Source organism: Streptomyces sp. NBC_00086, assembly GCF_026343255.1.
Taxonomy (GTDB): domain Bacteria; phylum Actinomycetota; class Actinomycetes; order Streptomycetales; family Streptomycetaceae; genus Streptomyces.
In genome coordinates this window covers 1-20,354 of sequence record NZ_JAPELZ010000002.1, presented here as the reverse complement: position 1 = coordinate 20,354, position 20,354 = coordinate 1, and the positions used below count along the sequence as shown (strand labels likewise).

General features: G+C 72.0%; 19 protein-coding genes. 7 read left to right on the top strand and 12 right to left on the bottom strand.

Annotated elements, in window-relative coordinates:
- Positions 1–48: 48 nt before the first annotated feature.
- From OG276_RS37175 to OG276_RS37160, 4 genes are all read right to left on the bottom strand, one after another.
- A complete protein-coding gene (locus OG276_RS37175) occupies positions 49–900 on the bottom strand; it encodes a PRD domain-containing protein (protein WP_266913615.1) in 852 nt (283 codons plus the stop codon).
- A 159-nt stretch (positions 901–1,059) separates the two neighbouring features.
- Entirely contained in the window at positions 1,060–3,189 is a 2,130-nt protein-coding gene (locus tag OG276_RS37170) for a glucose PTS transporter subunit IIA (RefSeq protein WP_266913613.1), read from the bottom strand.
- Positions 3,190–3,509: 320 nt separating this feature from the next.
- Positions 3,510–4,145: a class I SAM-dependent methyltransferase gene (locus OG276_RS37165; RefSeq protein ID WP_266913611.1), complete on the bottom strand. Its 636-nt coding sequence runs from the start codon at positions 4,143–4,145 to the stop codon at positions 3,510–3,512.
- A 10-nt stretch (positions 4,146–4,155) separates the two neighbouring features.
- Positions 4,156–5,181, bottom strand: coding sequence for a helix-turn-helix domain-containing protein (locus OG276_RS37160; RefSeq protein ID WP_266913609.1), 1,026 nt, complete (start codon positions 5,179–5,181; stop codon positions 4,156–4,158).
- A 168-nt stretch (positions 5,182–5,349) separates the two neighbouring features.
- Between OG276_RS37160 and OG276_RS37155 the strand changes: the two genes are divergently transcribed.
- A complete protein-coding gene (locus OG276_RS37155; RefSeq protein ID WP_266913607.1) occupies positions 5,350–5,724 on the top strand; it encodes a PadR family transcriptional regulator in 375 nt (124 codons plus the stop codon).
- On the top strand, positions 5,721–6,320 hold the full coding sequence (locus tag OG276_RS37150) for a hypothetical protein (RefSeq protein ID WP_266913605.1): 600 nt from the start codon (positions 5,721–5,723) through the stop codon (positions 6,318–6,320). Before OG276_RS37155 ends, OG276_RS37150 begins: the two co-directional genes overlap by 4 nt.
- 55 nt (positions 6,321–6,375) lie before the next feature.
- Here OG276_RS37150 and OG276_RS37145 read toward each other — a convergent pair whose 3' ends face one another.
- Positions 6,376–7,164: a sulfite exporter TauE/SafE family protein gene (locus OG276_RS37145; protein ID WP_266913603.1), complete on the bottom strand. Its 789-nt coding sequence runs from the start codon at positions 7,162–7,164 to the stop codon at positions 6,376–6,378.
- A gap of 6 nt (positions 7,165–7,170) precedes the next feature.
- Positions 7,171–7,563 (bottom strand): molybdopterin-binding protein, encoded by a 393-nt coding sequence (locus OG276_RS37140; protein WP_266913601.1) that lies wholly within the window; start codon positions 7,561–7,563, stop codon positions 7,171–7,173.
- A gap of 306 nt (positions 7,564–7,869) precedes the next feature.
- Between OG276_RS37140 and OG276_RS37135 the strand changes: the two genes are divergently transcribed.
- Together OG276_RS37135 and OG276_RS37130 are read left to right on the top strand one after the other, a co-directional pair.
- Positions 7,870–8,073, top strand: coding sequence for a cold-shock protein (locus OG276_RS37135; RefSeq protein ID WP_243336897.1), 204 nt, complete (start codon positions 7,870–7,872; stop codon positions 8,071–8,073).
- Between the two features lie 163 nt (positions 8,074–8,236).
- On the top strand, positions 8,237–9,025 hold the full coding sequence (locus tag OG276_RS37130; RefSeq protein WP_266913599.1) for a GNAT family N-acetyltransferase: 789 nt from the start codon (positions 8,237–8,239) through the stop codon (positions 9,023–9,025).
- 120 nt (positions 9,026–9,145) lie between these two features.
- On the opposite strand, the gene OG276_RS37125 is transcribed toward OG276_RS37130, so the two are convergent.
- From OG276_RS37125 to OG276_RS37105, 5 genes are read right to left on the bottom strand one after another with little or no spacing between them, the layout of a single operon-like run.
- Positions 9,146–10,408, bottom strand: a complete 1,263-nt coding sequence (locus tag OG276_RS37125) for an ABC transporter substrate-binding protein (RefSeq protein WP_266913597.1) — start codon at positions 10,406–10,408, stop codon at positions 9,146–9,148.
- Entirely contained in the window at positions 10,405–11,499 is a 1,095-nt protein-coding gene (locus OG276_RS37120; RefSeq protein WP_266914162.1) for a branched-chain amino acid ABC transporter permease, read from the bottom strand. The genes OG276_RS37125 and OG276_RS37120 overlap by 4 nt, the downstream gene beginning before the upstream one ends.
- Before the next feature lie 40 nt (positions 11,500–11,539).
- Complete coding sequence (locus tag OG276_RS37115) at positions 11,540–12,430, bottom strand: branched-chain amino acid ABC transporter permease (RefSeq protein ID WP_266913595.1); 891 nt, start codon at positions 12,428–12,430, stop codon at positions 11,540–11,542.
- On the bottom strand, positions 12,427–13,218 hold the full coding sequence (locus OG276_RS37110) for an ABC transporter ATP-binding protein (protein WP_266913593.1): 792 nt from the start codon (positions 13,216–13,218) through the stop codon (positions 12,427–12,429). Before OG276_RS37110 ends, OG276_RS37115 begins: the two co-directional genes overlap by 4 nt.
- A complete protein-coding gene (locus OG276_RS37105) occupies positions 13,215–14,012 on the bottom strand; it encodes an ABC transporter ATP-binding protein (protein ID WP_266913592.1) in 798 nt (265 codons plus the stop codon). Before OG276_RS37105 ends, OG276_RS37110 begins: the two co-directional genes overlap by 4 nt.
- A 187-nt stretch (positions 14,013–14,199) precedes the next feature.
- Between OG276_RS37105 and OG276_RS37100 the strand changes: the two genes are divergently transcribed.
- The 3 genes from OG276_RS37100 to OG276_RS37090 all read left to right on the top strand — a co-directional run bounded on the left by OG276_RS37100 (position 14,200) and on the right by OG276_RS37090 (position 19,508).
- The gene (locus OG276_RS37100) at positions 14,200–15,387 is read left to right on the top strand and encodes a CdaR family transcriptional regulator (RefSeq protein WP_266913591.1); all 1,188 of its coding nucleotides are present in this window, start codon (positions 14,200–14,202) and stop codon (positions 15,385–15,387) included.
- Positions 15,388–15,675: 288 nt separating this feature from the next.
- Positions 15,676–16,587 (top strand): dienelactone hydrolase family protein, encoded by a 912-nt coding sequence (locus tag OG276_RS37095; protein WP_266914160.1) that lies wholly within the window; start codon positions 15,676–15,678, stop codon positions 16,585–16,587.
- A 95-nt stretch (positions 16,588–16,682) separates the two neighbouring features.
- Positions 16,683–19,508, top strand: coding sequence for a LuxR family transcriptional regulator (locus OG276_RS37090; RefSeq protein ID WP_266913590.1), 2,826 nt, complete (start codon positions 16,683–16,685; stop codon positions 19,506–19,508).
- Between the two features lie 86 nt (positions 19,509–19,594).
- Here OG276_RS37090 and OG276_RS37085 read toward each other — a convergent pair whose 3' ends face one another.
- The gene (locus OG276_RS37085) at positions 19,595–20,038 is read right to left on the bottom strand and encodes a transglycosylase SLT domain-containing protein (RefSeq protein WP_266913589.1); all 444 of its coding nucleotides are present in this window, start codon (positions 20,036–20,038) and stop codon (positions 19,595–19,597) included.
- Positions 20,039–20,354: the final 316 nt, after the last annotated feature.

The following is a 20,354-nucleotide window of genomic DNA, read 5'->3' as shown; positions in this document are numbered from 1 at the left end:
GCGCCGGCGGATCCGCGTCCCGTACCACTGGCTCCCCCGCCGGCCCGCCTACGCGGCGGTGCCGTCCGGCTCCGTGGTCATGCGGGCCACGTGGAGTGCCAGGTAGGAGACCTCGTCCTCGCTCAGGTGCTCGCCCAGACGCAGCTCGACGATCGTCGCCAACTGCTGCGCGGTGCGGGTCGCCTCCGGGTAGTGCCGGCGGATGCCCTCGCCGATCGTGGTCTCGTGCCCCTTCAGCTGCCGGTGCTGCTGGATGCGCACGAAGAGGTAGCGCACGTGGGTGATGAACCGCGCCGCGCTCATGGACTCCTGGGACACGGACAGCCCGTACCGCTCCCGCACGACGGCGAGCATCTGCTGGATGACCCCGGTCATCGTGTACGTGAAGGACAGGTCGCCCGTCGCGAAGCCCGCGTTGACCAGGTGCAACGCGAGCGCGATCGCCTCGGAGTCCCCCAGGCGCGGGTCCAGGCGCTCGTTGATCGCGTCCAGCAGCCGCTGCGCCTGGGCGTACTCGGAGGCGTACAGGGCCTGGACCTCCGCGCGCAGCGGGTACTCGATGACGATGCCGCGCGCGGCCCGGTCCAGGGCGCCGGCCACGTGGTCGGCGACGGCGATGGCGAGGGTCGGCCGGGTGGACTCGCGCCCCTCGATGCCCGCTTCGTCGAGCGCGATGACGACGGCCCGCAGGACCTCCTCGTCGATGAGGGCGAGGACCTCGCTCAGGTGATCGGGGTCGCGGCCGTCCGCCGGGACGAAGACGCGCACGATCAGCGCGGGGTCGACCGGCTTGCCCTGGCGGGAGCTGAACCCGATGCCGCGACCGGTGAGGATGACTTCCTGGCCCTTGTCGTCGCGCGCGAGAACCACGTTGTTGTTGAGGACACGCAGCGCCTTCAACGCCTGCTCTCCTTCTGGTTCGCGGTCCGGTTCGCGGTCCGGTTCTGCCCAATGATCCCGCATTGTCTGGCACGCATGCGCCACCCTCTCCCCCGAACCGTTCCGACGCGGGTGCGCCCCCCGGGAGGTGGCGCGCCCGCGTCGGAACGATGACGGTCGTTACCGCCGTACGGTCACCACGGGGGCACCGGCGGCGACGGTCTGCCCGGTGTGCGGCTCGACCGAGGTGAGGTCGGCGGTGTTGGTGACGGTCATGAGGGTGACGGTCGGGTGCTCCGCCGCGCGCACGGCGTCGAGGTCGACCTCGGCGAGGAGGTCGCCGACGGAGACCTGCCGACCCGCCTCGACGCGGACGTCGAAGCCTTCCCCGCGCATCTTCACCGTGTCGATGCCGATGTGGATGAGGACCTCGATGCCGTCGGCGGTACGGATGCCGAAGGCGTGGCCGGTGGCGGCGACGATGATCAGCTCTCCGTCGACCGGGGCGACGATGCGGCCGTCGGCCGGCTCGATGCCCACGCCTTCGCCGAGCGCGCGGGAGGCGAAGACGGGGTCCCCGACCTCGTCGAGGCCGACCACACGGCCCGCGACGGGCGCGGCGAGCTCGGTGCCCCGGGCGGGGGTGGAGGCGGGGGCACCGGCGGCGGTGGCGGACGCGGAGACGGAGCCGGTCGCGGATGCGGTGGCGGAGCCGGTGGACGCGCCCGCGGCGGCCGTGGCGGCGCCGACGGTGACGAGCTCGCGGTCATCGGCTGCCGCGGTCTCCCCGTGGGAGGCGGCCTCGGCGGCGTCGCGGTCGGCGTTGGCCTGGACGCGGTCCTCCGGGGTGCGGAAGTCGGAGAAGTACACGAGCGCCATCGAGACGAAGAAGGCGGCCGTGATGGCGATGCCGTAGGTGGCCATCGGGGAGAAGACCGGGATGGTCAGCAGGGAGGTGAAGGCGAAGGCCTTGGTGTCCACGCCGCCCAGGACGCCCACGATCACGCCGCCCACGAGGCAGCCGACGAGCATGCGCGGGTAGATCCGCTTGAACCGCAGGTGGATGCCGTACAGCGAGGGCTCGGAGATGCCGCCGAGCAGACCCGCGGCCAGGGCGCCGGTGGCGGTCTGGCGCATCTCCTTCTCGCGGTGGCGCAGCGAGAGCAGCAGGACACCGGCGGTGGCGCCGAAGCAGGCGAAGTTCCATGCGCCCATCGGGCCCTGGATGAAGTCGTAGCCGAGGGTGTTGATGTTCACGAGCATCAGCGCGTTCAGCGGCCAGTGCAGGCCCAGCGGCACCAGGAACGGGTAGAGCAGCGGGATGAGGATCGCGAAGACGATCGGGGCGTTGCCGTTCAGCCAGGACAGGCCCTCACCGAGGCCGTTGCCGGCCCAGACGCCCAGCGGGCCGATGAGGAAGGCGGTGATCGGGATCATGATCAGCATGCTGAAGAACGGCACGAAGACCAGGTGGACGGCCTCCGGGAAGATGCGCTGCAGGCCCTTGTAGACCAGGGCGAGCAGGGCGACCATCAGCAGCGGCACGAAGACCTGGCCGCCGTAGTCGTTCAGCTGCATCGGCAGTCCGAAGACGTGCGCCACGCACTCCTGGGTACCCAGGGTCCCGTTGGTGGTGCAGGTGATGCCGGGGATGCCGGACTTCGGGTTGAGCATGCCGGTGAAGTTCGGGGTCATCACCGCGGCCATCACCGCGGCGCCCACCCAGGGGTCGATCTTCAGCTTCTTGGCCGCGTTGTAGGCGACCATGATCGGCAGGAAGTACAGCACCGAGCGCCACATGGCGTCGACGAAGACCCAGGTGGCGGACTTGTCCGCGGCGCGGAAGTCGACGAAGCCGAGGGCGTCGAGGACGGAGGCGATCGCGATGATGAGCGAGGAGCCCAGCAGGACGCCCATGAGCGGGCGGAACGAGTCGGACAGGTACTCGAAGAAGTTGTCGACCCAGGCGTAGCGGCCGCGGCTCTTGGCCCGCATCGCGGCCTTGACGTCCGCGTCGGACTTCGGGCCGGGCGCGGCGCCGCCGCTCATCGACGGCAGGTTCATGATCTCCGAGTAGACGCGTGCGACGGCTCCGCCGATCACGATCTGGAGGCGGTCACCGGACTGCGGCACGGTGGCCATGACGCCGTCGAGGCCATCGAGCGCGGCCGCGTCGGCCTTCGCCCCGTCGTGGAGCTGGAAGCGCAGCCTCGTCGCGCAGTGCGTGAGGCTCTCGATGTTCTCGGCTCCGCCGACGCCGCGGAGGATCTGCTCCGCGAGCGTGCCGGGTCCGGCTACGGGTGTGTTCATGATGCGTCCTTGCATCCTGGGGCGCTGGCCATCCTGCTTCGGTCCGCGATCTCTCACGCCCGGATCCGGGCAACAAAAAAGGCCCGGGTCGCGCACACGGCGCTACCCAGGCCTTGCCTCCCCTCAAGCGGTCCACCGCCTTGACGTCGCGGGTGGCGACGAAGGTGACGTCCTCGGGGAGTAACAATCCTGTGATCGAGATCGATCAGACAAAACCTTAACACCGGGAAACGCGTGCACAGGACGGTGCCGGCGTGATGGGACTCACGGCGCGATGCACGGAGCGATTCACGGCGCGGCTCGCGGCGCGGTTTCAGCGGCTACGGACGGGGGTTGCGGGCCAGCAGGTGAGCGTCGAGGAAGCCGCGCTCGGAGGCCGGGTCGTGGAGCAGCCTGGCGAAGGGGACGAGGCCGGCTGCGGTCAGCAACTCGGCGAGCCGGTCCGCCGGCCAGCTGTAGGCGGGCGCCACCTTGTGGTCGAAGGGGACCGGATCCGGTCCGTCGGTCCCGAAGAACGAGACCAGGAGCAGGCCCCCCGGTGCGAGGACGCGGACCTGCTCGGCGAGCAGCGCGGGCAGTTCCCCGGGCGGGGTGTGGATCATCGAGTAGTGGGCCAGTACGCCGCCGAGCGCGCCGTCCTCGATGGGGAGGGCCTCCATGCGCGCCTCGTCGAACCGCAGCGCCGGATGGGCCCGGCGGGCGTGGTCGACCATGGCCGGGGAGAGGTCGAGCCCGAAGGCGTCCAGTCCCAGGTCGTGCAGCATGGCCGTCAGGTGTCCGGGACCGCACCCGACGTCGGCCGTTCGCGGGTTCCCCGTGCCCCGCACCAGCTCGGCGAAGGTGGTGATCATGGCTCGCGCGAAGGGCTGCGTCTCCAGCCGGTCGGCGAACATGGACGCGTACAGCTCGACGATGCCGTCGTAGGCCACCCTGGTCTGCTCTTGATGATCCGCCACGGGGAGGAAGCTAACATCCGCGCGGAGCGGCCCGCCCGGCCGGTGCCGGGAGTGCCTGTCCCGGGGTGGACGGCGATGACGCCCGGTGTTCGGTGGGGGTGGTTCCGTAGGCTTCGCGAAATGCCCGGCTGAACGCGGTGGCGCTGGAGAATCCCCAGCGGGCGGCGATCACTTGGACGGGCTGAGCGCGCAGTTCCGCACGGGCGAGGTCGGCGTGGGCTCGCTGTAGCCGGCTTTCGCGTATGCGAGCCGTGATGCTCAGGTCCTGGCCCGCGAAGAGAGCGTGCAGACCCCGCAGGGACATGTTGTGCCGGTCCGCGATCGCCTGAGGAGTCAGGCCGGGGTCGCCGAGGTTGTTCTCGATGAATCGGTGGATCCGCTGCAGGGTCTCCTGGGTGCGGACCTCGGCGGGCGCCTCGGCCAGGTCCCCCAGTTGTCGCGCGAGGCACGCGGTGGCCAGACCGAGGGCAATGGCCCCCATCCCGTGCAGTTCCTCCGGGCGGCAGGGCGAACCGTGTGTGAGCAACGTTTTCAGGAAGTCGGCAAGGATCGCCCCCGACCCGGTGTCCGCGGCCAGGTTCTGTGCGAGGAGGCGGTCCACCCGGTTCGGGCGCAGCGCCAGGGCCGGGCGGGGGATCTGCAGCACGATCGTCTCCACCTGCCCGCCTTCGCAGGCCCCCGAGCTCGGCCGTGAGGTGTCGGTGAGCACGAGCCCCCCGGAGACCACCGAATCGCTGCCCCGCTGAGAGATCCGGACACGGCCCTGCGTCACGAGGGCCAGTTGGAAGTGCTCCGGATCGCCGCGCCGTACGTGGGCCGAGGTACGGCGCGAGAGCACCGGTGAGCACGCCAGGGAGGACAACCGCACCACGCCGAGGTCCAGGTCCGTGATCTTCGCGCGGAAGTCGGCCGTGTGCGGGGTGCTGAGCATGACCGGCATCACGTCGCTGGACACCGTCTCGCAGAACCAGTCGAACCTGTCCCCGCGCTCCACGACGGCTTCCGACGCCACCAGCGAGCCCATGCGATCACCCACACCCTTTGACCTGGCAGTGGAACCAGCCCTTCACCGGTCGCCCCACAGCCGTGCTTCCCCCCGTCCGCGATCAAGTATCAGTCACGCGAATCCGGCGAGGTCACGCATCCGTGCCGGGTCCACACCCCCTCTTCCCACCTGGTTGCCTCACCAGGTATCTTGCATCGCATGGAACCAGGTGATTCGACCAAGCAGGCCCGGGCAGCCGCCCAGCTGCGCAAGGGGGTCCTGGAGTACTGCGTCCTCGCCCTGATGCGGGACCGCCCCCGCTACGGCGTGGAGCTCCTCCAAGCCCTGGAGGACTCCGGCACCCTCGCCACCAGCCAGGGCACGGTCTACCCGCTGCTCTCCCGGCTGCGCCGCGACGACCTGGTCACCACGACCTGGCAGGAGTCCGCCTCCGGACCGCCCCGTCGCTACTACGCGCTCACCGACAGCGGCCGCGCCGCGCTGGACGAGTTCACCCGCGTCTGGCCCGGCTTCCGCGACGCCGTCGACGACTTCCTCACCATCCCGCACCCCGCCACCGGAGATCCCGCATGAAGACCTCGGCCGACCCCGTAAGCGACTACCTCTCCGCCGTCGAGCGCGAGGCCTCCGCACTGCCCGCCGACCGTCGCCGGGAACTCCTCGCCGATCTCGCCGAACACATCGAGGTGACCCGCGCCGAACGTCCCCACGTCACGATCGGCGAGGTTCTCGCGGAGCTGGGGGATCCCCGTACGATCGCGGCGACGGCACTGGCCGAGGCCGGCGACGGGGTCGTCGGGTCCCCGGCCGAGAGCGGCGCCGGCGCACCCGTCCGGCGGGGCAAGGTGCACCCCCTGGCCCCCCTCCTGATGCTCACAGTCCCCTTCCTCGTCGCCGCGGTCCTCCCCTACAGCGACGTCACGGCGTTCTTGAGCACGTTGTTCCGCGTCATCGGCGCGGTGCTCCTGTGCACCTCGGTGCACTGGACCTCGACGCAGAAGACGACCGGCGTTCTGCTCACCGCCGTCCTGCCGACCCTCGCCATCGGCCTCTGCAAGTTGTTCCTCGCCGCACCGCCGAGCGACACCGCGGCCAACCTGGCAAACCTGGCGACGCTCGCTCTGCTGGCCGGTACGACGGGATGGCTCTGGCGGATCCGGCGCGCCTGAGGCGTGGTTGCCGTCTCCTGAGGCGTTGTCACCGTCCGTGGCTCGGACAAGAGCCTCAGGCGATGGACTGGGCGGCGTAGAGGGTGCCGACGCCGGTGGCCAGGGTGCCCAGCAGGAGCCGGAGGGCCTTCTCGGGGAGGTGGGGCTGGAGGCGGGCGCCGAGGTAGCCGCCGATGAGTCCGCCCGCGCCGCAGGACAGGCCCAGGAACCAGTCCGGCGCGATGCTGCCCGGCCCGGAGAGCGCCAGCAGCGCGTAGGTGGCGGCCCCGACCACCGAGGTGGCGAAGGTGGAGGCCAGGGCCGCCGGGGCCACCTGGGCGACGGGCGTGCCGCGGCCGACGAGGACGGGGCCCAGGAGGGAGCCGCCACCGATGCCGTAGATCCCGCCGACCACTCCGACACCCAGGGCCAGGCCGGTCACCGCGCGCGGGGACAGCTCCTCACGGGCCCGTCCGGACCGCCGGGACGGCAGGAGCGTGCGGATGACCAGCCACAGTCCGAGCGGCAGCAGGAAGGCCGCCATCAGGGCCTTGAAGACCACCGGGCCCGGGATCGCGAACACCCGGACGACGGCGCCGATGACCACGCCGGGCAGGGTTCCCAGGACCAGCCTGCGGACCAGTGGCCCGTGCAGGGTGCCGGTGCGATGGTGGCGCAGGAGCGCGCCGGGGCCGGCGACGACGTTGTAGAGCAGGTTGGTCGGTGTGACCGCCGGACTCGGGACCGCGAACACGCTCAGCTGCACGGGCAGCAGGAACACCGCCCCGGAGACGCCGACCGGTGCGGTGATCACCGCGATCAGCAGGCCGGTGGCCAGGCCGGCCAGGCCCGTCCCCCACTCCAAGGCCGTTCAGCCGCGCTCGACGTGCACGCTGGTCGACTTGACCCGTGCGGTGACCGTGACGCCCGGCTCCAGGCCGAGTTCCTCGACGGCCTCCCGGGTCAGCAGCGACACCACCCGGTGCGGCCCCGCCTGGACCTCCACCTGCGCCGAGACCTCGCCCAGTTTGATCGCGGTCACGATCCCCGGGAACGCGTTGCGCGCCGAGGTGTGCGGGGTGTCCTCGCCCTCGGCGCCTTCCCGGGCGACCTCCACGCAGAACGCGGCGAGGTCGGGCCCCTCCACGATGCGCCGGTTGCCCTGCCGGTGGGTCGGGAAGCGGTCCGCGTCCGCCCACCGCCGCACCGTGTCCACGCTCACGGCCAGCAGCTCGGCGGCCTGCCCCATCGTGTAAGACTCCATGAGGGCCACCCTAGAGGCTGCAGGTCATGGGCAGGTTGAGCGCCCTGTGCCCCGCGCCGTTCCGGGCTCTTGGCACCGGGTGCGAAGACCGCTGTGAGACGTCTTCGCCGACCCGGGGAGGTGCCGATGCAAGGGCAAACCGATCATCGGTTTGCCCTCCTCGTGCAAGTGGGTAGATCATGCCTCGTGATCGGCAGTCGTGTGTCCGAAGTACCGCTTCACCAAGCGTCGGAGGACCAGGGCAAGCAACCCACACCCAAGGGTCCTCACAAGCGAGGGCCCTCGTCCCCGACAGGGAGCATTCAGATGGCCACCGGAACTGTGAAGTGGTTCAACTCGGAAAAGGGCTTCGGCTTCATCGAGCAGGACGGCGGCGGCCCCGACGTCTTCGCCCACTACTCCAACATCAACGCCCAGGGCTTCCGTGAGCTCCAGGAGGGCCAGAAGGTCGAGTTCCAGGTCACGCAGGGCCAGAAGGGCCCGCAGGCCGAGGACATCCGTCCCCTCTGAGCCGCAGCCCTGAGCAGCAGCTCTGAGCCGCAGCATCCCGGCGCCCCGCACCCTTTCGGTGCGGGGCGTCGCCGCGTCCGGCGGGGGCGTCCGGCGGAGGGCGTCCCGCGTCCGTGCCCACCTCGCCGTCGAGCCGGTCCGGTCCCCGCCGTACTCTGTCCGGGTGATCCTGCACAGCCTTCACGACCGATCAGCCCTGGCCGCCCGTTTCGAACGGGACCCGGCCGTGAACCTGATGGAGCTCGGCGACCTCGACGACCTGCCGTGGCCCCACACCAGCTGGTACACCCTTTCCGAGGACGGCCCGGTGGCACTCCTCTACGCCGTCGGCGACGTCCCGACGCTGCTGGGGTTCACCCGCCCCGGGCAGGCGGCCGCCCTGGAGGAACTGGCCGAGGCGCTGCTGCCCGTACTCCCCCGGCGCTTCCTCGGACACCTGACCGGGAACGCCGCGAAGGTACTGGAATCCGCGTACACCGCGGAGTCGCACGGCACCCTGCTCAGGATGGCGCTGACCGAGCCCGGCCTGGCCGACCGGTATCCCGCCGGGCCGTGGCGGCCCGCTCCGCTGAGCCGGGACGACCTCCCGCAACTGCTCGAACTGTTCGAACAGGCGTACCCGGGCAACTGGTTCGACCACCGCATGCTCGACACCGGCCAGTACCTCGGCGCGCGCCAGGACGGGCAGCTGGTCGCCGTGGCGGGCGTGCACGTCCACTCGGCCGCGTACCGGGTCGCCGCGCTCGGGAACGTCACCACGCACCCGCGGGTACGCGGCCAGGGCGCGGGCGGCGCCTGCGTCGCGGCCCTGTGCCGACAGCTCGGAAAGACCGTGGACCACATAGGGCTGAACGTCCGTGCGGACAACGCCACCGCCGTCCGGCTCTACCGCCGGCTCGGCTTCACCGAGGTCACGGAGTTCACGGAAGCCGCCTTCACGGCCCGCCCGTAAGGCGTCGGCGGTTCGCGACCGGCCGGGGCCCGCCGGGAACCGGACAGCGGACCGGCCGGACAGCCGAACGGCCGTTGCCGCCCCGGCACGGGCCGGGGCGGCAACGGCTGGACGCATTGCTCAGGACGCGGGCGTGAACTTCGCCGCGGCGGGTGCCGTGCCCGGCCCCTTCACCACCTTCATGCCGCCGGGGACCGAAGCGTCCGGCTTCAGGATCACGCTCTGCCGGGTCGAGGGCGCCTTCGGGTCGGAGAAGTCGTGGGTGATGCCGAAGCCGTTGTCGTAGGCCTTCAGGCTCAGCAGCGCGGCCCGGATGCCCTCGCGGGTCAGGTCCTTGTCGGCGCAGGCCTTCTTCAGCACCTCCCCGAACAGGGTGCCGGCCGAGAATCCGGCCACCACGCCGTTGTCCAGCCCGGAGTCCGGGTACTCCGCCTTGTACGCGGCGGCCAGCGCGGCCGGAGCCGCCTCGGTCGAGCCGATCGGCAAGGTGGAGGAGGCGAAGTAGTAGTCCTTCTGCAGGGCCGCGCCCGCCGGGGTGGCCAGGAGCTGCGGGGAGAAGGCCGAGTTGTTGCCGACGACCGGCACGCCCCATCCGCTCGCGGCGGCGACCCCGACGAGCGAGGCGGCCTGCCGGGGTCCTGCACTGACGATCACGGCCTTGACCCCGGCCTGCTTGAGCGCCGCGACCTGGGCCGTCATGTCGTTGTCGGTCGGCTTGATCTTCTGCTCGACGATGGTCAGCCCGGTCTCGGCGGCCACGGCCTTGGCTCCGGTCAGGGCGTTCTCGCCGTAGTCGCCCTCGAAGTAGACGTGCCCGATCTTGTCGCCGGAGGCGATCCGCTTCTCGTCGAGGAGGTAGCCGACGGCGTTGATGGTCTCGACGTCGTACGTCGCGCCCACCGTGCGGATGTACGGGCTGCCCAGCAGCGAGGCGGACCAGGCCTGGGGAATGACCAGCCCCTTGTCCTGTCCGTCGATCCGCTGCTTGACGGCGGAGACGAACGGGGAGCCGATGAACTGGGAGAAGCCCAGCACGGAGGGCTCCAGCTCGGTGTAGCCGGCGAGGGCCTTCTGCGGGTCGTAGCCGTGGTCGCGGACCGTCAGCTCGATGGTGCGGCCGCAGATGCCGCCCGCCGCGTTGGTCTGCTTCACCCACAGCTGCTGGGCCTGGGTGACGCTCTTGCCGAGGGAGGCGTAGACGCCGGTCATGTCGGTGAGCGCGCCGAGCTTGATGGCCTTGTCGCTCACCCCGGGGCCGGTCTTGATCCCGCCTGCGGCGGGCTTGTCGCCCTCTGCAGTCTTGGCCTTGCTACTGCACCCGGCTGCGCCGGTCAGGACGAGTGCGGCCGCCAGGATCGCGGCAGCGTGCCTTCTTCTGTTCACGTTCGCTCCTTCGAGGGTGTGGTGCGGGTGCGGGTGCGGAGGATCCGGGTGATGCCGGTGAGACCGCCGGGCAGGAACAGGACGGCCACGACGACGGCGGCTCCGTACAGGTAGCGGGAGGCCTCGCCCGGCGAGACCCCGCCCGTTCCGGGTGCGGACACCAGCGGGAGGGCGTCGCTGTAGCGGGTGAGGAGTTGGGGCAGGAGGGAGACGAAGACCGCCCCCACGATGGCGCCCGAGACCGTGCCGAGGCCGCCGATCACGATCATGGCGAGGTACTCCAGGGACAGCACCATGCCGAAGTAGTCGGGCACGGTGCGCTGGAAGACCAGTGCGAGCAGGACGCCGGCGAGCCCCGCGTACATGGACGACAGGACGAAGACCGCGGCCCGGTACCGGGCGACCGGCACCCCCATCACCCCAGCGGCGATGCTGTGGTCGCGCAGGGCGTTCATGGCCCGGCCGGGACGGCCCCGCAGGACGCCGCGTGCGAACAGGGCTCCGCAGAGGAGGGCCGCGAGGCCCACGTACCAGAGCTTCTCGGCGGACTGGAAGGGGACGGCCGCGATGACGGTCTCGGTGTCGTCGAAGGTGAAGCCGAAGAGGGACAGCGGCTCCACCTCCCGGCCGTTGAAGCCGCCGGTGACGCTGGTGGCGTTGAACAGCACGTGCTGGCCGATGAAGATCAGCGCGAGCGTGGCGATGCCGAGGTAGGCGCCGCGCAGCCGGCCGGCGATGGGGCTGAAGATGCCGCCCGCCGCCCCGGCGAGGGCGACGGCCAGGATCGCGGCGAGCCAGCTGGGCAGGCCGAGGCCGACCAGCGTGTGGCTGCCCACCGTGCTGCCGTCCCCGGCGAGCGCGCAGTACCCGTAGGCGCCGACGGCGAGGAAGAAGGCGTGTCCCATCGACAGCTGACCGGTGGCTCCGGTGAGCAGGTTGAGTCCGATGGCCCCGATGGCGGCGGCGATGGCGAACAGCCCGGCCTGCAGCCAGAACCGGTCGAGGTAGAACGGCAGCAGGAGGAGCACCAGGCCGGCGGCGGCCGCCGCCGCGTTCCGGGCGCTGAGCAGGCCCGGCCGGGTGGCCGCCACCGGGGCGACGGCCTCGGGTTGCAGCACGGGGCTGCGGGTGTCAGACACGGGCGAGCTCCTTCGTGCCGAAGAGTCCGGCGGGCCGGATCAGCAGGACCGCGACCATCACGAGGTACGGGGCCAAATCTCCGATGCCCCGGCCGAGGAAGGTCAACTGGCCCTGGTAGCCGGTGGCCAGCGCCTCGGTGACTCCGACGATCAGTCCGCCGGCCAGTGCGCCGGAGGTGGAGTCGAGGCCGCCGAGGATCGCGGCCGGGAAGGCCTTCAGGGCGGCCAGGGACGTGGCCCGCTCCAGGCCGGGCGTGGGGAAGACGGTCAGGAAGAGCGCGGCGACGGCGGCCAGTGCACCGGCCACGGCCCACGCCGCGATCGAGACCCGGCCCAGCCGTACGCCCATCAGCGCGGCCGTCTCGGGCTGTTCGGCGGCGGCGCGCATGGCGACGCCCCAGGAGGTGTGCCGGAACACGAGCAGGAACACGGTGATGAGCAGCCCGGCGGCCAGGATGGCGGCGATCCGGGTCTGGGGCACGGTGACCGCGCCGAGGTGGACCACGCGGTCGCCCCACGGATCGCCGAGCGAGAGCACGTCGGTGCCGAGGCGCCGGGTGAGGTCGGTGATGAGGAGGATGTCGACGCCGATGGTGACGATGGCCAGCACGCTCTGGTCCTGGCCCCGGTAGCGCCGCATCACCAGGAACTCGATGGCCGCCCCGACGGCGGCCGCCGAGAGGGCGCCGGCCAGGAGGGCGCCCCAGAATCCGAGCTCCTCGTGCAGGGTCGCGGTGACGTAGCCGCCTGCCAGCAGCAGGGAGGCGTGGGCGAAGTTGACCACTTCGGTGGCTTTGAAGATGACCACGAAGCCGAGGGCGATCAGTGCGTAGACGGAGCCCATGGAGAGCCCGCCGAGAAGTAGTTCGAGGAAAGTGGTCATGCGGCCGGTTCCTCCTCTCCGAGGTATGCGCGGATGACCGCGGGATCGTTCTGCACCTGCGCGGGGGTCCCGCCGCCGATGCGCTTGCCGAAGTCGAGTACGGTCACCGCATCCGCGAGCCGCATCACCATGCCCATGTCGTGTTCGACCAGCACGATCGAGATGCCGAGGCTGTCCCGGACACCCGCGATGACGGCGGCGGTGCGCTGCCTCTCGTCCGCGGTCATCCCGGCGACGGGTTCGTCGAGGAGCAGCAGCCGGGGCTCCATGCACAGGGCGCGGGCCAGCTCGACGAGCTTCTGCTTTCCGTACGGGAGCGAACCGGCGGGCGCCGCGAGGTCGCCCTCCAGCCCGACGAACTCGGCTATCTCCCGGACCCTTTCACGGTGCCGGCGGTCCTCGCGGGCGGCGGCGGGCAGCCGCAGTCCGGCGGCCAGGAAGCCGGTCCGCATCAGCCGGTGGCGCCCCAGCAGGAGGCTTTCGGCGACGGTGGTGTGCGGGGGCAGTGCCAGGTTCTGGAAGGTGCGGGCGATGCCGAGGGCCGCGACGGCGTGCGGGGCGAGACCGGTGAGCTCGGCGTCGCCGAAGTGGACGCTCCCGCTGGTGGCCCGGTACACCCCGGACAGCACGTTGAAGCAGGTGGACTTGCCCGCACCGTTGGGTCCGATGACGGCGTGCACGCTGCCGGGTTCCACCGTGAAGGACACGGAGTCGAGGGCGGTGAGGCCGGAGAAGCGGACGGTGACGTCGGTGACGGTGAGCGGCGGAGGGGAGGCGTTCTCGTTCACGCCGACCACCTCCGCAGTTCCGGGCCCGTCCCGGCGGTGGCCGGCCCGGGTGCGGTCTCGTCCGTGATGCCGAGGTAGCGGCGCCGGACCTCGTCCGAGGCGGCCAGCTCGTCGGCCGGGCCGTCGAGGGTGACCTCGCCGACCTCCAAGACGTAGGCGTGCGAGGAAAGCCTCAGGGCCAGGGCGGCGTTCTGCTCGACGAGCAGGACCGAGGCGCCCGAGGCGTTGATCTCGGTGATGGTCTCGGCGATGGTGGCGGCCATCTTGGGGGCGAGCCCGAGGGTGGGTTCGTCGAGCAGGAGCAGGCGCGGGCGGGCCATCAGGGCCCGGCCCAGGGCCAGCATCTGCTGTTCGCCGCCGGACAGCAGTCCGGCCCGCTGCCGAGCCCGCTGGGCCAGTACGGGGAACAGCTCGTGCACCCGGGCCAGCGATCGGGCCGTATCGGCGCGGGATCCCGCGCGGCCTCCCAGGGCCCCGGCACGGAGGTTGTCCGCGACGGTCATGCGGGTGAAGATCTTGCGTCCTTCGGGTACTTGGACCACCCCGGCGGCGACGACCCGGTCCGGGCTGAGCCCGTCCAGCGGCTTGCCGTCGAAGGTGACGGCGCCGTCCGTCACGGTGCCCCGGTGGAACCCGAGCGTCCGGGACACCGCGCGCAGCAGCGTCGACTTCCCGGCGCCGTTCCCACCGAGTACGACGACCACGGCGCCGGCGGGCACGTCGAGCGATACGGAGCGCAGTGCCCGGACCGGCCCGTAGCCGACGGAGAGCGCGCGTACCTGTAGCGAACCCACGTGTTTCCTTCCTCTGGGCAGCCTTGTGCTGGCGCACAGACCAACACCGTGGCGGGGCGGACGTCCACCGGCGGATGCGGAATCGCTGCCGATGACCAGCCGTGGAACTCGCGCGTTGTGCACGGGCACAGACCGGCCGCGCACGCCCCTGGCGGCGGCGGTGGGCGGGGTGACATCCTCGGCGGCCATGGGTGGACGTAGAACACGCACGGAACAGGAATGGTCGGTCCTGCTGTCGGCGGCGGACGTACTGATCACGGACATTCCCGGACTCACCGACCAGCTCATCAAGGACCTGGCGAAACATTCGCCGCTTTTCGACCTGGCCGTTCCGCGGGACGAACACTGGAGCCAGGTCAGCAAAGCCATGCACTACGGGATCGAGGCCTTCGCCGCACCCCGGTCCGCCCCGCGCAAGGACCTGTCGTACGCGGAGGAACTGGGCCGGCGACGGGCCGAGCAGGGGCTGCCACTGGACCTGCTGCTCTACGCGTACCGCAGGGCGGGCCGGCTCACCTGGGACGCGCTGCTGGACATCGTCACCGAGAAGGACCCGGAGGCGCTGCCCGTACTGGCCCGCGCCGCCGGGGCCATGTGGGCCGGGATCGAGCAGCAGGCCGCCGCGACCGCGGAGGCGTACCGCAGCGCGGAGGTCGAGATGCGCCGGCGCAGCGACGAGCGGGTGCAGGCCCTCCTGGACGCCCTGCTGGAGGGGGACAGCGCTCCGGCGCTGGCGGCCCAGGTGGCGCTCGCCCTGGACCTGCCGGAGCAGGGGCGGTACGCGGTGGTCGTGCTGCCGGCCGACCGGGGTGACACGGTGCACCGGGTGGTGGCGGCGGGCGGGATGCGGCTGTTCTGGCGGATGCGCACGGAGCGGGAGCTGGCCGTGGTGGCGCTGGGCGACTCCTCGACGGCCGAGCTGGCGGTGGAGCTCGCGGACCGCTGCCCGGGACCGGGCGGGATCAGCCCCGTGGTGGACGGACTGGCCGAACTGGGCCGGGCCCGCCGGCTGGCGGAGACGGCGCTGCGGACCTGCGGGCAGGACGAACGGGTGCTGGTACGGCTGACCGACCGGCTGCCCACGGCCCTGGTCGTGCGCCAGCCCGAGCTGTCTGCCGAGCTGGTCCAGGCGGTCCTCGGCCCCCTGCTGGACCTGGACCCGGCGGACCGGGCGATGCTGCTGGAGACCCTCGACGCCTGGCTGACGGCGGAGGGTTCGGCGGGCCGCGCGGCGAGCCGCCTGTACTGCCACCGCAACACGGTCTTCAACCGGCTGCGCCGGCTGGAGAGCCTGACGTCGAAGTCCCTGTCCCGTCCGCGGGACCTGATCGCGCTGACCCTGGCGCGGGACGCGTACCGGTTGTCGGGGGGCTGAGCGAGACCGGTACGTCCGGCGGCGCCCCGGTACGTCCACCGACGGGGCCGGTGATTGCGTCGGCGAGACCGGTGATTCCACCGATGTGCGGTCGCGGAGCGCGCCGTGACAGTGGTCCGGCCAGCGACAGCGGCGGGAAGCACCGTCAGGGGGCACGGACCTCGGCATTCAGCCGGGTACGGGCCACCGCCGGGAAGGCTCCGCCACGACCGAGAGGACGACTCCGTCGTGCAGCAGCAACACTCCGACAACGCCCACCAGGCCAACTCCGACCACGGCGCCGCCGGTATGCGGGGACGGTCCGTCGACCCCGCCGGCGGCGGGACGCGGCTCCGTTCGCTCGTGTCCGCACTGGCGGCGCTCGTGACGATCGGCGCGATCGCCACGTTCACGGCGTCCGGGGCACAGGCCGCGGCCAACCCGTACGAGCGGGGCCCCGCTCCGACCAACTCGAGCATCGAGGCACTCCGCGGCTCCTACTCGGTGTCGCAGACCAGCGTTTCCTCCCTGCTGGTCACCGGCTTCGGCGGCGGCACCATCTACTACCCCACGTCCACCGCGGACGGGACCTTCGGCGCCGTGGTGATCTCGCCCGGCTTCACCGCCTACGAGTCCTCCATCGCCTGGCTCGGCCCGCGACTGGCTTCCCAGGGCTTCATCGTCATGACCATCGACACGCTCACCACCCTCGACCAGCCCGACAGCAGGGGACGTCAACTGCTCTCCGCCCTGGACTACTTGACGGAGCGCAGTAGCGTCCGCAACAGGATCGACAGCAGCCGGCTCGGTGTGATGGGCCACTCCATGGGTGGCGGCGGCACGCTGGAGGCCGCGAAGAGCCGGACTTCGCTGCAGGCGGCGATCGCGCTCACCGGCTGGAACACCGACAAGTCCTGGCCCGAGATCAAGACCCCGACCCTGATCGTGGGGGCCGACGGCGACACGGTCGCGCCGGTCGCCACGCACTCCGAGCCCTTCTACACGAGCCTGCCCAGCTCGCTCGACAAGGCGTACCTGGAACTCAACAACGCCACGCACTTCACCCCGAACAGCTCGGACACCACGATCGCGAAGTACAGCATTTCGTGGCTGAAGCGGTTCATCGACAACGACACCCGCTTCGAGCAGTTCCTCTGCCCGGTGCCGAGCCCGAGCCTGACCATCGAGGAGTACCGGGGCAACTGCCCCCACACCTCCTGAACCACCCCCGAAAGGTGGGAGGCCGTTCCGCTTCGGCCTCCCACCTGCTGCGTACGGTCTTCCGCCATTGTTTACACGGCAGTAACCTCACCGGCGTGACCGGACACACGACTGCGGCAACTCCTTGCCGGATTTACGGCCGGACGACCGAACTGGCGGCTGTGGCCGCCCTGTCGGATCAGCTCCGGCCCAGACACGGCGGGGCGCTGCTGCTCGCGGCGGAGCCCGGCCTGGGCCGCAGTGCTCTTCTCACCTGGGCCGCCGACGCGTTCACGCTCGGGCCGGTCCTTCGCCCCCGACGCCTCCCCGGCGAGCCCCGCCCCTACGACGGTATGCACGCACTGCTGTGCGCGGCGGCCGAGAGTAGGGGCGCGGCGCCGCCGCGGGCCGCGTTCGGAACGGTCCGGCCGGCCGGACTGCCCGAACTGCTGAGGCAGTACGTCCCCGAGGAACATCCCCTGCTCGTCTGCGTGGACGACGTACATCTGTGGGACGCGCCCTCGCGGGCCGTCCTCGGCTCGGCCGCACGACGTCCCGACCCCGCGCGCCCGATCGGACTCCTGCTCTCGGTCGCGGAACACCGGGCGGACGATCCCGAGTTCGCGGGACTGCCCGTGGTCCGCTTCGGCCCGCTCGACGACGGTGCGGCGACCGCCCTGCTCCGCGACCTCACCGGTGGGGGACTGGACCCTGCCGTACGTTCGGAGTTGTTGTCGGAGGCCGAAGGCAACCCGGCCGTCCTGACGGCCCTCGCCCAGCGCCTGACACCGGATCAGCTCGGCGGCCATCGGCCGCTGCCGCGCCCGCTCGTGGACGGCGGCGCCCTGTGGGCCGTCTTCGGGAGCCGCCTCGCCCCGCTGCCGTCCCCCGCCCGACAGCTCCTGCTCCTGGTGGCGGCCGCGCAGGAGCCCGATCCCGACGCGGCCGGGGCGGATGCCTCCCTGGTCCTGCTGGCCGCCCGCAAGGCCGGACTCGACCCGGCCGCGCTGGACCCCGCCGAGGCGGCGAGGCTGGTGCACCACGACGGGGACCGCATCGCCTTCGCAGGCTCCTTGCTCCGCCGGACCGTGTACTCCGGCGCGCCGTCCTCGCAGCGGCGGGCCGCCCACGCGCTGCTCGCCTCTGTCATCGACTCCGACCGCCACCGCCTGCACCACCTGCTGCACCTCGCACTGGCCGCGCAAGGGCCCGACGCCGTCCTCGCGGCCGGCCTCGTCGAGGCGGCCGCTCCCGGCACGCCGACGTCCGGCATGGAACGCTCGGCCGCCCTGGCCAGGGCCGCGGAACTCACCGCCCACGAGGATGCCCGTACCGCCCGCCTCACCGCCGCGGCGGACTACGCCCGCCTGGCCGGGCACGCCCGCAGGGCGCGCCGGCTGCTGGCGGCCACCCGGGAGGGCGCGTCCCCCGATGCGCTGCAGGGCCGCACGGAGCTCGTCCGGGGCAGCATGGCCTTGCGGGACGGGCCGGTCGGCGACGCCTATCAGGCGCTGATCATGGCCGCGGAGCGGCTCGACCCGTCCGACGCGGAGGCCGCTCTGGAAGCCAGGATGGAGGCCATGGACGCGGCCTGGGCCGCGGGCGACGCCGCCGCCTGCCTCGCGGCCCTCGCCGAGGCCCCGCTCCCGGCTCCACCACGGGACCCCGCCTTCGCCTGCTCACCGGCGGCGCCGGCCGACCCGTTCGCGCCCGGCCGGGGCGTGGATCCGATGCTCGACTACCGGGCGGGACTGCGCACGGCGATCGTCGGGCACCTGGCCGAGGCACGATCACCGCTGCGCCGGGTCCTCGACCGTGCGCGGGACGACGACGACCCCACCCGGCTGCTGCGGGCCGGGGTGGCCGCGCTCGTACTCGGCGACATCGCGGCGGCGTGCCGGGCCAACGCGCGGGCCCTGGCCGTATCCCGGTCGCGGGGGCTGGCCTCCCTCACCCCGCGGATCCTCGAACACCTCGCGTACGCCGAGCTGCGGGCCGGCCAGCACGCGCGGGCCAGGGCCCACGCACAGGAAGGCCTCCGCGCCGCCCACCGGGCCGGCCAGCGCAACGTGGCCGCAGGTCAGCACGCGATCCTGGCCCTGGTCGCCTCGGTCGAGGACGACGCGGCAGCCGTCGCCGCGCACGCGGGAGCGGCCGTGGAGATCGCGCGCCCGCACGGGCTGCTGCAAGCCGTCACCCTGGCCGAATGGGCCTCGGCGCGCGCCGACCTGTGCCGGGGCCGGCCCTTCGAGGCCGCCGCCCGGCTCGGCCCGCTGACCAGGCCGGGGCCCGGGTGCGGCCACTTCGCCGTCCGCATGCTCGCCCTGCCGTGCTTCGTGGAAGCGGCCGTACAGTCCGGGGCTTCGGCGGAAGCGAAGGCGGCCGTCGAGGAGTTCGCCCTCTGGGCCGCCCTGGGCACCGATCCTCAGGCACCGGCGCAGTTGGCCCGGTGCCGCGCCCTGATCGCCCCGCCGGACGACACCGCCGATGCGCTCTACGCCCTGGCACTGACACAGCACGAGACGGTGCACGGCGACTTCGAACGGGCCCGCACCCAGCTGCTGTACGGAAAGTGGCTGCGCCGCCGGCGCCGTCCGGCCGAGGCGAAGAACCGGCTGCGGGACGCGCTGGTCACCTTCGAGCGCTGCGGGGCCCCGGCCTGGGCCGAGCAGACCCGCGCCGAACTGCGGGCCACCGGCGACGCACCCGCACCGGCGCCGGCGGGCGGGCTGGCCCTGCTCACACCGCAGCAGTTGCGGATCGCGCGCTGTGTCGCCGAGGGCGCCACGAACCGGGAGGTGGCGCTGACCCTCTCCGTCAGCCCGCGCACCGTCGACCACCACCTGCGCAACGTCTTCGCCGTGCTCGGAGTGCGCTCCCGGACGGAGCTCTCCCGACTGGTGGACCGGGCCGAAAGGGGCGGGGCACCGGCGCAAGGGTGAGCCGTTGCCTCCGCGGGCGCATGCAAAAGCGCCCGGCCGGAGGGGTCCGGCCAAGCGTTTTCGTGTCCCCGCGATCCGCTGGTGGTTTAGTACCAGTGGTGGTTCTGCCAGAAGCTCCAGGCGCCCTCGGGGCTGCCGTAGCGGGAGTTCATGTAGTCCAGGCCCCACTTGATCTGGGTGGCCGGGTTGGTCTTCCAGTCCGAGCCCGCCGAGGACATCTTCGAGGCCGGCAGGGCCTGGACCAGGCCGTAAGCACCCGAGGAAGAGTTCGTGGCGGTGTGGTCCCAGCCGCTCTCACGGGAAACGATGTTGTTGAACGCCGCGAACTGCGCCGGGTCCTTGATCATCTGCTGAGCGATCGCCTTGGCACTCATCGGGGCGGCCTGCGCGGGAACCGCGGCCAGCATGGAACCGGCGACGCCCAGGGCGAGGACGGTACCCGTGAGGGTCTTCTTCGAAGCGGCGATGCGGCGGATGACGGCGTTGGACACGGACGGGCCTTTCGCAGGGGACAAGGGCTGCCGCAGCATGCCGGAGCATGCGTGAGCCACTCACACGAAGGAGAGGGGTTCGTCGGCGGGAGCGGGGATCCGGGGGATCTCCGTCCGCCCTGCGACTCATCCAGTTCTACGGGGGTCGAGCTCGCCTGGCAACGACCCCTCTTACTAGTGGTCCTCGCAGCCGGGGCGCAATGGCCCCCCACCGGCTGGGCAGGCATTACCCCTGGTGGGGAGCGATGCGAGGGGCCCGGTAAGGGACGTTTAAGGACTACTATCCCGCCTCGTATGTGACCAAGGTCCTGTGGGGCGGGTCACCGCCCGGAGCCCCGAATCTCACCCTCCGTGG

Coding starts and splice junctions, on each gene's coding strand:
- OG276_RS37115 (WP_266913595.1), bottom strand. CDS start 12,430: ATGACCACTTTCCTCGAACTACTTCTCGGCGGGCTCTCCATGGGCTCC.
- OG276_RS37085 (WP_266913589.1), bottom strand. CDS start 20,038: ATGCTGCGGCAGCCCTTGTCCCCTGCGAAAGGCCCGTCCGTGTCCAAC.
- OG276_RS37140 (WP_266913601.1), bottom strand. CDS start 7,563: ATGGAGTCTTACACGATGGGGCAGGCCGCCGAGCTGCTGGCCGTGAGC.
- OG276_RS37095 (WP_266914160.1), top strand. CDS start 15,676: ATGCGGGGACGGTCCGTCGACCCCGCCGGCGGCGGGACGCGGCTCCGT.
- OG276_RS37155 (WP_266913607.1), top strand. CDS start 5,350: ATGGAACCAGGTGATTCGACCAAGCAGGCCCGGGCAGCCGCCCAGCTG.
- OG276_RS37135 (WP_243336897.1), top strand. CDS start 7,870: ATGGCCACCGGAACTGTGAAGTGGTTCAACTCGGAAAAGGGCTTCGGC.
- OG276_RS37170 (WP_266913613.1), bottom strand. CDS start 3,189: ATGAACACACCCGTAGCCGGACCCGGCACGCTCGCGGAGCAGATCCTC.
- OG276_RS37100 (WP_266913591.1), top strand. CDS start 14,200: ATGGGTGGACGTAGAACACGCACGGAACAGGAATGGTCGGTCCTGCTG.
- OG276_RS37150 (WP_266913605.1), top strand. CDS start 5,721: ATGAAGACCTCGGCCGACCCCGTAAGCGACTACCTCTCCGCCGTCGAG.